The 11,373-nt window shown below is 64.2% G+C and carries 12 protein-coding genes; 10 read left to right on the forward strand and 2 right to left on the reverse strand.

Translation table 11 applies throughout. The features are described 5' to 3' along the window. Positions 1-3 precede the first annotated feature (3 nt). From fliI to fliR, 10 genes are all read left to right on the forward strand, one after another. The gene (gene fliI, locus CDPAHKCJ_RS01005) at positions 4-1,362 is read left to right on the forward strand and encodes a flagellar protein export ATPase FliI (RefSeq protein ID WP_166018053.1); all 1,359 of its coding nucleotides are present in this window, start codon (positions 4-6) and stop codon (positions 1,360-1,362) included. Positions 1,363-1,402: 40 nt separating this feature from the next. Continuing rightward, positions 1,403-1,852: a flagellar export protein FliJ gene (fliJ, locus tag CDPAHKCJ_RS01010; RefSeq protein WP_166018055.1), complete on the forward strand. Its 450-nt coding sequence runs from the start codon at positions 1,403-1,405 to the stop codon at positions 1,850-1,852. 26 nt (positions 1,853-1,878) lie between these two features. Beyond that, positions 1,879-3,342 (forward strand): flagellar hook-length control protein FliK, encoded by a 1,464-nt coding sequence (locus CDPAHKCJ_RS01015; RefSeq protein WP_166018057.1) that lies wholly within the window; start codon positions 1,879-1,881, stop codon positions 3,340-3,342. Between the two features lie 192 nt (positions 3,343-3,534). Beyond that, positions 3,535-4,023, forward strand: coding sequence for a flagellar basal body-associated FliL family protein (locus tag CDPAHKCJ_RS01020; protein ID WP_166018059.1), 489 nt, complete (start codon positions 3,535-3,537; stop codon positions 4,021-4,023). A 6-nt stretch (positions 4,024-4,029) separates the two neighbouring features. Next, positions 4,030-5,046, forward strand: coding sequence for a flagellar motor switch protein FliM (gene fliM / locus CDPAHKCJ_RS01025; RefSeq protein WP_166018061.1), 1,017 nt, complete (start codon positions 4,030-4,032; stop codon positions 5,044-5,046). Further along, positions 5,039-5,509, forward strand: a complete 471-nt coding sequence (fliN, locus tag CDPAHKCJ_RS01030) for a flagellar motor switch protein FliN (protein WP_166018063.1) — start codon at positions 5,039-5,041, stop codon at positions 5,507-5,509. Before fliM ends, fliN begins: the two co-directional genes overlap by 8 nt. A 13-nt stretch (positions 5,510-5,522) precedes the next feature. Beyond that, a complete protein-coding gene (gene fliO / locus CDPAHKCJ_RS01035; RefSeq protein WP_166018065.1) occupies positions 5,523-6,170 on the forward strand; it encodes a flagellar biosynthetic protein FliO in 648 nt (215 codons plus the stop codon). Between the two features lie 26 nt (positions 6,171-6,196). After that, positions 6,197-6,964 (forward strand): flagellar type III secretion system pore protein FliP, encoded by a 768-nt coding sequence (gene fliP / locus CDPAHKCJ_RS01040; RefSeq protein WP_166018067.1) that lies wholly within the window; start codon positions 6,197-6,199, stop codon positions 6,962-6,964. Positions 6,965-7,119: 155 nt separating this feature from the next. After that, complete coding sequence (gene fliQ, locus CDPAHKCJ_RS01045; protein ID WP_166018069.1) at positions 7,120-7,389, forward strand: flagellar biosynthesis protein FliQ; 270 nt, start codon at positions 7,120-7,122, stop codon at positions 7,387-7,389. 52 nt (positions 7,390-7,441) lie between these two features. Continuing rightward, the gene (gene fliR, locus CDPAHKCJ_RS01050; RefSeq protein ID WP_240916593.1) at positions 7,442-8,239 is read left to right on the forward strand and encodes a flagellar biosynthetic protein FliR; all 798 of its coding nucleotides are present in this window, start codon (positions 7,442-7,444) and stop codon (positions 8,237-8,239) included. A gap of 195 nt (positions 8,240-8,434) precedes the next feature. Here fliR and flgL read toward each other — a convergent pair whose 3' ends face one another. Both flgL and flgK read right to left on the reverse strand, forming a co-directional pair. Further along, positions 8,435-9,694 carry a flagellar hook-associated protein FlgL gene (gene flgL / locus CDPAHKCJ_RS01055; protein ID WP_166018071.1) on the reverse strand — a complete coding sequence of 420 codons (1,260 nt, stop codon included), beginning with the start codon at positions 9,692-9,694 and terminating at the stop codon, positions 8,435-8,437. 10 nt (positions 9,695-9,704) lie between these two features. Then, entirely contained in the window at positions 9,705-11,339 is a 1,635-nt protein-coding gene (flgK, locus tag CDPAHKCJ_RS01060) for a flagellar hook-associated protein FlgK (protein WP_166018073.1), read from the reverse strand. Between the last annotated feature and the right edge of the window lie 34 nt (positions 11,340-11,373).

The raw sequence follows: 11,373 nt of genomic DNA on the forward strand, positions 1-11,373 counted from the left end.
GCCATGAGCCCCTCTTCCGCACAGCAATGGCGCAGCGCGCTGGGCGCCATTCGTGAGCGCGTCGAGAGCCTCGAGCCCCAGCGCAGCAATGGCCGCCTGGTGCGCGCGACCGGCCTGGTGCTGGAAGCGGTCGGCCTGCGCCTGCCGGTGGGTGCCAGTTGTCTGGTCGAGCTGGGCGCGAACCTGCCGCCGGCCGAGGCCGAGGTGGTCGGCTTCGCCGATCAGACCCTCTACCTGATGCCCATCGACCCGCTCAGCGGCGTCGCACCGGGCGCGCGGGTATTTCCGCTCGGGCATGGCAATGTCGGCGAGCGACGCTATCCGGTCGGCGAAGCGCTGCTCGGGCGGGTCGTCGATGGCGTGGGTCGCCCGCTGGATGGCCTCGGACCGCTGGAAGATGTCGAACATGCGCCGCTGGAGAGCCGTCCGCTCAATCCGCTGGAGCGCGCGCCCATCGACACGCCGCTGGATGTCGGCATACGCGCCATCAATGCCCTGCTCAGCGTCGGCCGTGGTCAGCGCATGGGGCTGTTCGCCGGTTCTGGCGTCGGCAAGAGTGTGCTGCTGGGCATGATGGCGCGCTTCACCGATGCCGATGTGATCGTGGTCGGCCTGATCGGCGAGCGTGGGCGTGAGGTGCAGGAATTCATCGAGAACATTCTCGGCGAACAAGGCCTCAAGCGTGCCGTGGTCGTGGCCACGCCAGCCGACATGACTCCGCTGCATCGCCTCAAGGGCGCCAGCTACGCGACGCGCATCGCCGAGTCCCTGCGCGACAAGGGCCAGAATGTGCTGCTGATCATGGATTCGCTGACCCGCTACGCGATGGCCCAGCGCGAGATCGCCCTGGCCATCGGTGAGCCACCGGCCACCAAGGGCTATCCGCCTTCGGTATTCGCCAAGCTACCGGCGCTGGTGGAACGCACCGGCAACGGCCGGCGTGGTGGCGGGTCGATCACCGCCTTCTATACCGTGCTGACCGAAGGCGATGACCAGCAGGACCCCATCGCCGACAGTGCCCGCGCGATTCTGGATGGGCATATCGTGCTGTCGCGGCGCATCGCGGAAAGCGGCCACTACCCGGCCATCGATATCGAAGCCTCGATCAGCCGCGCCATGTCGGCGGTGGCGCCGGAGCGGCAGCTCACCCGCGCCCGTCGCTTCAAGCAGTTCTATTCCAGTTATCAGCGCAATCAGGACCTGATCGCCATCGGCGCCTACCAGCCCGGCAACGACAAGGTGCTCGACGCCGCGGTGCGCCTGCACGAGCCGATGGGACGCTTCCTGCAACAAGGCACTACACAGCACGCAAGTCTTGCCGATAGTACGAACATGCTCGAACAATTGCTGGCCCAGCCATGATGGCCGCCTTCACCTGTCATTGATCGGGAACCCTCACTGAATGGCCATCTCAACGTCACGTTTCGACACCCTGACCCAGCTGAGCGAGCGCCGGCGTGATGGCGCTGCGCGCCAGCTCACCAGCCAGCGTCAGCGTCAGGAAACCGCCGCCCAGCAACTGGTCACCCTCGAGCAGTACCGTCTCGACTACTGCCAGCAGATGCAGGCACGCCTGACGCAGGGGCTGGACCCGGCCAGCTGGCACAACTATCAGGCCTTCATCGCCTCGCTGGACAAGGCGATTGCCCAATGTCGCGCACGGGTAGCCCAGGAGCAGACCCAGACGCACCATCAGCATCAGCGGCTGGTGAAGGAACAGCAGACCCACGCGGCCTGGCAGGGCCTGGCGGATCGCGCCAGCCTGAGCGCCGCGCTGCAGGCGCGCACCGCCGAGCAACGCCAGAGTGATGAACAAGCCACCCAGGCCTGGTTACGCCGTGCCAATGGCTGAAGACGGCCAGTCAGAGGAGTGACACCATGACGGACACTGCACGCATCTCGATGTTGTCGGCCACCTCGCCAACCATCTCGCCAACAAGAGCACCGACCAGCGCCCAGGTCTCCTCCGAGGCGACTCGCTCGCGCGACGACGTCGGCTCGGCTTCCGCAGAGAGCGCCTTCGAGGCACATCTGTCCCGCGCGCAGCGCGAGGATCGCCAGCAGGATAGGCAAGCGATGCAGACGCAGGCGCAAGAGGCACAGCAACAGCGTGTCGAGCGTCGCGAGGCCGCCGAAGACAAGCATGCGCAGCACCTCGAACAGGCTCAGACAGCGTCGTCAGAGACATCGTCCACTGCGGACCCGGCCGCTGCCGCCCTTCAGAGCGGCAACCTCCCGCCTGCTCAGCCCTCATCGGCAAGCCAGACAGCAGGACAGCCCTCAGCGCAGTCACTCGAGGTCTCACGACTGGATAGCAGCGTCGAGCGCGGCATCTCGCGCATGCAACAATTGCAGCAGCTCACGCAAGGCGGCCAAGGCACTTCTGGCAGTGACGAGGCAGCATTGAACACGACAACTGCTGCAACAATTGCCACGTCAGCGGTCAACACGGTAAACAACACGGCGCTGCAAGGAGACTGGCTGGCCGCGCTGCGCAACCCAGCGGCGGCTGGACTGGATGGCGCCATTGCGGATCAGGCGCCCAGCAGCAAGAGCTCCGCGGCAGCGGCAGGCAGCCTGAGCGCGGATGCGCCCTCCTCGCTGACGGACGGCGCACTGGGTCCGCTGACCGATGAGGCCATTGAAGGCGTCACCGCCAAGGCCGACGGCGCTTTGCTTGATGCCAACGGCTCACGCGCCGGTGCCGATCAGTCCCAGCTCTCGGGTGCGTCAACAGCTGGCGTGTCAGCCGGCGCATCGAGTTCGAGCGCTGCAGGCAGCGGCGCCTTGCTCAATGGCACGGGCAATGCTGCCGGCAATCCAACGGGCATGACATCACAGGCGGGAGCCTTGATTCCCGCGAGCGTCGGCACTCAGGCTTGGCAACAGGCACTCAGCGAGCAGGTGGTACGCATGCAGCTGAGCAAGTCGCCACAGGCCGAGATCGCGCTCAATCCAGCCAATCTGGGCAAGCTGACCATTCGCCTCAACATTGGTGAGCAGGGCACCAGCGCGCACTTCGTCGCGGGCCACCAGCAGGTGCGCTCGGCGGTCGAGTCATCCCTGAGCGAGCTGCGTCAGGCGCTGGAATCTCAGGGACACGAGCTGACGGCGATCAGTTTCAGCAGTCAGGACGACATGCAGCAGGACGATCCTCGGGACGAGACGCCGGACAACTCGGCCAATCAGGGTCAGTTCGCCCAGCGCCTCGAGGGTCAGCCGGCGAGTGGCGCCAGCACCAGCGCTGACGCCATGGAGGGAAGCCTCGCCGCGAGCAACCTCACAGGCGAGCTCACAAGTGCACCCCAGATAACCTGGGGACGACGTGAATGGCAGGCATGACGGGCCGGGTGTTTTACAAAATGCTTTTACCAGGTGCTTCTGTCAGCGGCTCCCGTCAGGTAGCTGTCAGATAAGCCCGCCTGGCGCGTCATCATTCAAGTAAGCGCTCGCACGTGGCGTTATTCCGCCGTTCGATAACCACGCCTTAGGTCATACTGGCCCCGCCACCGACTCCAGGGACACCGCACCACGATGTCAACGATTATCACCACCCCCGCCAGTCAGCGTCGCTCCTGGCTGCTGATCGGGGTCATCAGCCTGATGAGTGCCGTGATCGCGGCGCTAGTGGCCGTCTATTTCGCACTGCCGATGCTCAGTGATCAGAAGGCCGCACAGGACGACGAGCCGGAAGTCGTGGTCGTGCCACCGCCGGTCTTCATGCCGCTGGCGCCCTTCACGGTCAACCTGGAAAGCCCGCGCGGCAATCGCCTGCTCTATATCGGCATCACGCTCAAGATGGCCGATCAGGACGCGGTGGCGCGCGTGGAAGAACTCAAGCCCGAACTCAAGAGCCGCCTGCTGCTGTTGCTGTCAGGCCAGAGCCCGGATGAGCTGATCACCCAGGCCGGCAAGCAGGCGCTGCAAGGCACCCTGACCGAGGAGCTTTCGCGCCCCTACAGTGAAGGCGGCCAGCCACTGGCCATCTCCGGCGTGCTGTACAACGACTTCATCGTGCAATAACTGGCCATGGCTCAAGACGATCTGCTGTCACAGGACGAAATCGATGCTCTGCTCTCCGGCGTGAACGGTGATGGCGGTGCGACGGCTGACGCCTCGAGCACGCCCGCCGAAGCGCGCATTCGTCCCTTCGACCCGGCACGCCAGCACCGCATCATCCGGGATCGCCTGCATGCCCTGGATATCATCAACTCGCGCTTCAGCCGTCAGTTCCGCATGGGGCTGTTCAACCTGATCCGCCGCGGCGCCGATATCACTGCCGGGCCGGTGCAGTTCCTGAGCTACAACGAATTTTCCCGCAACGTGCCGGTGCCGACCAACATCAACCTGTTCACCATGAAACCGCTGCGCGGTACCTCGATGCTGGTATTTCCGCCCAGCCTCGTGTTCATGGTCGTCGACAGCCTGTTCGGCGGTGATGGTCGCTTCGTGACCAAGTCAGAGGGACGGGAATTCACGCGCACCGAACAACGCGTCATCCAGCGCCTGATGCAGCTGGCCTTGAATGCCTACCGCGACGCCTGGTCGGCGGTCTACGCCGTGGAAGCCGACTACCTGCGCAGCGAGATGCAGGTCAAGTTCGCCAATATCACCAGCTCTCCCAACGAGATCGTGGTGTGCACCAGCTTCCATCTGGAGGTCGGCAATCACAGCAGTGACTTCCAGATCTGCCTGCCCTACTCGATGATCGAGCCGCACCGCGAGCTGCTCTCGAGCCCGCTGCAGGAAACCAGCGCCGAGGGTGACAGCCGCTGGGGCGAGCGCCTGCGCAAGGAAGTGCGCGCCACCGATGTCGAGCTGCACGCCGACTTTGCCAGCATCACCACCACGCTGGGCGCCTTGGCCGAACTTGCCGTGGGCGATGTGCTGCCCATCGAGAAGCCCGAGCGCGTCAACGCCTACGTCAACAACGTGCCGGTGCTAGAAGCCGGTTTCGGTCGCGCCAATGGCCACCGCGCCCTGCGCGTGACCCGCATCATCAATCATCCGATCAACACTGCCAGCGAGGACAGCGGCGATGAGTGAGCCCAATTCGCCAGACGCGCCCGCGCCCAAGGCCACCCCGAATTCCCCGACATCCGGCACTGACGACCCCTGGGCCGATGCGATGACCGAGCAGATGGGCGACGAGTGGGCCAAGGCGCTGGAAGAACAGCAGAGCGAGGCTGCCCCCCAGGGCGGCGACATCTTCGAGCCCCTCGATGGCAGCAGTGGCGGCGCACGCCCGCGCGAGCTGGACATGATCATGGACATCCCGGTCAAGATGACCGTGGAGCTGGGACGCACGCGCCTGACCATCAAGCAGCTGCTGGAGCTGTCGCAGGGCTCGGTGATCGAGCTGGATGGTCTGGCCGGTGAGCCGATGGACATCCTGATCAACGGTTACCTGATCGCCCAGGGCGAGGTGGTCGTGGTCGAGGACAAGTACGGTATCCGCATCACGGAAATCATCACCCCCAATGAGCGGGTACAGAAGCTCAACCGCTAAGGCTGTTCCTGTCATGACCTCCGATGCCCCTGACGGCGCGATCCTGCTGCCGGATGCCGAGACAGCGCCCTTGAGCGCTGCCAGCACCAACACCAGCACCAACGCCAGCACCCAGGCGCCGTCACCGGCTTTTCTCGGTAGCGACGCAAACCTGACTGCCGACACAGGCCACAGCTCACCGCTGGGCGCGGCCAGCCTGGTCAATACCGGGCTGGCACTTGCCGGCGTGATCGGCGTGATCCTGCTGCTCGCCTGGCTGATGAAGACACTCGGGGGTGCCCAGACACTGCGCGGCAATCGCATTGCCCTGCGTCCGCTGGCGCGTCTGGCGCTGGGCCACAAGCAGAGCCTGGTGGTGGTAGCGGTAGGCAACCAGCAATTGCTGCTGGGCGTCGGGCCGGCGGGCATCACCTCCCTCGGTGAGCTGACGGCCGAGAATGGCGGCCTGGTACCCGCAGACGCTGGCAGCACTCCGAACGACGTATCGCTGGCCTCGCCTGCCTCCGCAACTGGCAGTAGCGGCGCCGCGGCGGGCTTTGCCGAGCTGCTGCGCGACCGCCTCGCTAGACGCTCGCCGGCTGCTACATCTGCCACGATACCCTCTGATGTGACGCAAACTGCCACCTCAGACAAGACAGATGACGCGGAGCCTCGCTCATGACGGGGCTGGTGAGGTTGTCACCGATCATGAGAGCTCGCGGGCTGAAGACAGGAGGCCTGCTGACAGGACTCTTGATCGTATTGTCGGCATGTCTGCTGACCAGCCAGGCAGCACACGCCGATGTGCTCAGCGGCCTGACCAGCCAGCCACTGCCGGACGGCGGCGAGTCCTGGTCGCTGAATATCCAGACGCTGATCCTGCTCAGTGGCCTCGCCCTGCTGCCGGCGGCCTTGCTGATGATGAGTGCCTTTACCCGCATCATCATCGTGCTGGGCCTGCTGCGCACCGCGCTGGGCACCGCGTCTGCGCCGCCCAATCAGGTGCTGGTCGGCATCGCGCTGTTTCTGACCTTCTTCGTGATGTCGCCGGTGCTGGAGCGTATCTACGACGAGGCCTGGCAACCCTATGACAGCCAGGCCATCAGCCTGCAGGAAGCCATCGAACGCGGCGGCGATCCGCTGCGCGACTTCATGCTCGGTCAGGTGCGTGAGCCGGATATCGCCCTGTTCGCGCGCCTGGCCAAGGTCGAGGAAATCCAGACCCCGCAGGACGTGCCGTGGCGGGTGCTGCTGCCGGCCTTCGTCACCAGCGAGCTGAAGACCGCCTTCCAGATCGGCTTCAGCCTGTTCGTGCCCTTCCTGATCATCGATCTGGTGGTCGCCAGTGTGCTGATGGCGCTGGGGATGATGATGGTGCCACCCGCCACCATCTCGCTGCCCTTCAAGTTGATGCTGTTCGTGATGGTCGATGGCTGGCAGCTGCTGCTGGGGTCGCTGGCCGAGAGCTTCTATTGAGAAAGCTTCTACTGAGAGAGCATCTACTGAGCCAGGCCCTGTCGTCACGCCGTCACCAGACTTTCCAGTCGTGACGCGCAACCGTACCGAGCCACCGGGTATTGCTAGCCTCGACAGCTCATATCTGCCCATCTTCCCATCGAGAACGCGCCGCCATGACCCCTGAAGTCATCACCAGCCTGGCCTCGCATGCCATGTACATCACCCTGTTGGTGGCAAGTCCGCTGCTGGCCAGCGCTCTGTTCATCGGCCTGATCGTCAGCCTGTTCCAGGCCGCGACCCAGATCAACGAGATGACCCTGTCCTTCATCCCCAAGATTCTCGGCGTGTTCGGCACCCTGGTACTGGCCGGCCCCTGGTTGCTGGAGACGCTGATCGACTTCACGCGCAGCGTCTTCACCGGCTTCCCGCACCTGATCGGATGAGCGATGCAAGTCACCATGAAGCCTGACGCTTCCCCCGCGAGAGGTCGCCCCCTTGCCGGATGACCTGCTGTCCCCCGAACACCTCCAGGCCCTGCTGCTGAGTGTGATGTGGCCCTTCGCGCGCCTGTCCGGGTTCATGATCAGCGCGCCGCTGTTCGGTCACCGCAGCCTGCCCACGCCGGTGCGCCTGTTGATGGCCTTTGGCCTGGCGCTGATCATCGCGCCGCTGGTCGATAGCCCGCCGCCTGTAGATGTGCTCGGCCCGGCCGTCGTCTGGCAGCTGGCCTTGCAGATGGGGGTCGGTCTGGCACTGGGCCTGGTGATGCGTATCACCTTCGCCATCGTCGAGGCAGCGGGAGAATTCATCGGCTTGCAGATGGGGCTGGCCTTCGCCAGCTTCTTCTCGGCTGACACCGGCACCAATACCCAGGTGCTGTCGCGTCTGCTGGGCATGCTGGCCATGCTGCTGTTTCTGGCCTTCAATGGCCATCTGCTGGTGCTGGAAATCCTGGTCACCCACTTCCACGAGATTCCCCTCGACCTGCGCCGCATGGGGCCTGTCGGGCTCGAGAATCTGTTGCTGTGGAGTGCCAGCCTGTTCAGCGCCGGCCTGCTGCTGGCCTTGCCGCTGGTTGCCTCGCTGCTGGCGATCAACCTCGCGATGGGCGTACTCAACCGCTCGGCGCCGCAGCTGTCGGTGTTCTCGATCGGCTTCCCGCTGACCCTGTTGCTGGGTATCGCGATGCTGTGGCTGATGATGCCGGGCATGACGGACTGGCTATCGCTGCTGTTCCGTCAGGCGCTGGGCGCCTTCCAGGCCGTGCATGAAGGCCTGGGCACGATGCCATGACATGCAAGCAGTGACCTGAAAAGCAAAGACCTGAAAAGCAAAGACCTGAAAAGCAAAGACCTGAAAAGCAAAGATCTGAAAAGCAAAGATCTGAAAAGCAACGACCAGAACGCAAGAGCCGCACCGGATGCCATCGCGAGAGCGAGTATCCAGTGCGGCTTTTTCATCATTCCTCGAACGCGGTCACGCCATCACTCAGCGCAGATAGTCGAACAGCGACATGCCCGAGATATCCGAGAACGCCTGCTGTGAGGCCTGCAGTCCCACCTGGGTCAGCGAGTAGTCGGAGATCGCCTCGTTGTAATCCAGATCGATCAGGTCCGAGCGGGTCGAGGCATAGTTGAGCTCACGGTCATCCCCGATGATATCCAGTGAATCCAGCTCGTTGAGCTTGGTGCCGACATCGGCACGCACCGTCAGCACATTGTCCAGACTGTTGCTGAACTGGCGACTGGCGGTCGAGATGGCGTTGTTGAAGGCGGCCTGATCGGCCTCGCTCTCGATCGGCGTGCTCAGCGCAGTGATCAGCCCATCCAGATTGGCGAACACATCGGCACTGGCCTCGCCCTCCTCGACCACCAGCTGCGTTGCCTTGCCTTCTGCCTGAGCCTCAGCGACCTGTTGCTCATCACCGGACAGCGTCATCGACAGGCCATTGAACGCAAGGGTCATGCCATCGCTGAACGCCACAGGCGATGGCAGCGGCTCGCCTTCGTCGTCGAGGATAGGGAGATCATTACCTTCGGCATCGGTGCCGCTGATCGTGACGCCGGCGGCTTCGATGCTGATGCTATAGCCCGCGCCATCGACCCGCGCCGAGGCGTCGATGACTTCCGGCCCCTTGAAGGTGATCGGCAGTGACGACTCGCTCTCGCTGGTCTGGCGGGCAAGCTGCTGATTGCCGGATGCCACGCCGCCAAAGATCTGGCTGCCGGTATGATTGACCTCCATCAGGCGGGAGCTGTCGACGCGTTGCTGGCGCTGCTGATCATCGCCGCGATAGCTGCCATCCTCGCCAAAGGGCGCCGTGTCACCGCTCATGCCACCGAACAGATAGTTGCCATTGCCGTCGGTGCTGTTGGCCAGTCCCAGCAACACTTCGCGACTGCCTTCAATCTCGGTGGCCAGCGCATCACGGTCGCTGTCACTGAGGGTGCCGTTGCCCGCCTGCACGATCAGGCTCTGGACTCGCGTGATGGTGTCGGTGACCTGATTGAGCGCGCTTTCCTCGATGGAGAGGTTGTTGCGCGCCGTGGTGCGGCTGTCACTGAACTGCTCATTGACGGCCTGGGACTGCGAGATCGTCACCGCCTGGCTGGCCGCACTCGGGTCATCCGAGGGATTGACCACGCGCTTGCCGGTGGCCAGCTGCTCGGACACCTTGGAGAACGCCGCCTGCTGATCCAGCATCGAGGTGACGCCCTGGGCATAGAGGGTTTGGGTACTGATGCGCATCACGGCCTCGTTAGCGGATGTTCAGAATGGTATCCAGCACCGTCGACGCGGTCTGGATGACCTGGGCGTTGGCCTGGTAATACTGCTGATAACGGATCAGGTCCGCGGCTTCTTCATCCAGATTGACCCCCGAGATCGACTGGTCTGCCGCTGACAGCTGCTCGGTCAGGCCCTGCTGAGCCTCCAGGTTGACCTGCACCTGACGGGTCTGGTTGCCGACCTGACTGACCAGTGACGCGTAGTGATCATTGAAGCTGCCGGCGCTACCCAGCGCGTCGCTGCTCTGCAGCGACTGCAGGGCGAGAATGTTGCGGTTGTCGAGGCTGGCGTCACTGGAACCCGCGGCGATCTCGGCGCCCTCGTCGATCGCGACCCCGAAGGTGTCAGCAATATTGCGCGTCGGCTGGATGGTGAAGCTGTCACCGTCCGCCATGCCGGTGGCGGTGAACACCAGGCCGTCCTGGCGCATCACGCCTTCGCTGTCCGGGGTCAGGGTCTGCACGGCGCCGCTGCTGAGGTTTTCCAGCTGGTAGGTGCCACCCTCAAGACTCAGGCGGTAGTCATCACCGGTCAACGCGACGCTGTAGAAGTCGTCACCTTCCTGCTGGGTGGCGGGGGCGAATGTCACCTCAAGGTCCGCTCCGGCGGCATTGCCGCTGGCCGGCAGCACTTCCGGATCGCCGAGGGTGAAGAAGTCGCCCCCCACGTTGCCATTGGCGTCGACACCGTCGGCGTGCTGGGCATTGAAGGTCAACGCCAGACCCGCGGCCAACTGGCCGAGCTGATTCTGGGTCGGCTCTAGGCTGTCGGCGCGGAAGCTCAACAGCCCGCCCAGGGTGCCGCCTTCGAGCTGCCCCTCATCGATGGCACTGGTCACGCCCGGTGCCACGCTGTAGGTGACCACCGAACGGCTCATGTCCTGCGGGTCTGGCTCCACGGCCAGTTCGTGATTGCTGCTGCCGTTGACCAGCAGCTGGCCATTGCCGAGACTGACGCTCAGTCGACCATCCTGCTCCTGCACCTCGACGCCGACCAGCGTCTGCAGGTCGGTGACCGCCTGATCGCGCTGATCGAGCAGGCCCAGTGGCTCTTCGCCGGTACGCGCACGCGTCAGGGAGATCTGCTCGTTGAGCGAGGCGATCTGGCTGGTAGCAGTGTTGATGTCGCCGACCACATCCCCGAGCCGTGAATTGACCGCAGAGTCCATGTCATCCAGATACGCGGAGAAGGCATTGAACTGCCCGGCCAGGCTCTCGGCGCTGCCCAGCAGGCTCTCGCGCGCCGCCGGATCACTCGGCTGACTGGCCACGCCTTCGATGGCGCCGAAGAACTCCTGCATCAACGGCGCCAGGCCCGCCTCGTCATCGGCGAGCAGATTGTCGATCTGGCTGATATTGGCTTCATGGGTCTCAAGCGCCGTGCTGGCGCTCATGGCGCTGTCCAGCTGCGCCGAGAGATAGCTGTCGGTCTGACGGCTGATCGACGCCACGCTGACACCGCCACCACTGCTGCTGCCACTCAGTTCGACCGTTTCACGGCTATAACCCGGCGTGTAGACGTTGGCGATGTTGTTGCTGTTGGTAGCAAGCGCCGTCTGGGCGGCTTGCAGACCACTGACACCGATACTCAACATGCTGCTGGCCATGGCGTTTACCTGAAAGGAACAATGGATAGAGGGA

The sequence above is a fragment of the Cobetia sp. MB87 genome (genome assembly GCF_011319755.1).
GTDB lineage: Bacteria > Pseudomonadota > Gammaproteobacteria > Pseudomonadales > Halomonadaceae > Cobetia.

Bases quoted from the DNA above. Each gene is read 5' to 3' on its own strand.
- flgK (WP_166018073.1), bottom strand. From the start codon at position 11,339: ATGGCCAGCAGCATGTTGAGTATCGGTGTCAGTGGTCTGCAAGCCGCC.
- fliO (WP_166018065.1), top strand. From the start codon at position 5,523: ATGACCTCCGATGCCCCTGACGGCGCGATCCTGCTGCCGGATGCCGAG.
- fliM (WP_166018061.1), top strand. From the start codon at position 4,030: ATGGCTCAAGACGATCTGCTGTCACAGGACGAAATCGATGCTCTGCTC.
- fliP (WP_166018067.1), top strand. From the start codon at position 6,197: ATGAGAGCTCGCGGGCTGAAGACAGGAGGCCTGCTGACAGGACTCTTG.
- CDPAHKCJ_RS01015 (WP_166018057.1), top strand. From the start codon at position 1,879: ATGACGGACACTGCACGCATCTCGATGTTGTCGGCCACCTCGCCAACC.
- fliJ (WP_166018055.1), top strand. From the start codon at position 1,403: ATGGCCATCTCAACGTCACGTTTCGACACCCTGACCCAGCTGAGCGAG.
- flgL (WP_166018071.1), bottom strand. From the start codon at position 9,694: ATGCGCATCAGTACCCAAACCCTCTATGCCCAGGGCGTCACCTCGATG.
- fliI (WP_166018053.1), top strand. From the start codon at position 4: ATGAGCCCCTCTTCCGCACAGCAATGGCGCAGCGCGCTGGGCGCCATT.
- fliN (WP_166018063.1), top strand. From the start codon at position 5,039: ATGAGTGAGCCCAATTCGCCAGACGCGCCCGCGCCCAAGGCCACCCCG.
- CDPAHKCJ_RS01020 (WP_166018059.1), top strand. From the start codon at position 3,535: ATGTCAACGATTATCACCACCCCCGCCAGTCAGCGTCGCTCCTGGCTG.
- fliQ (WP_166018069.1), top strand. From the start codon at position 7,120: ATGACCCCTGAAGTCATCACCAGCCTGGCCTCGCATGCCATGTACATC.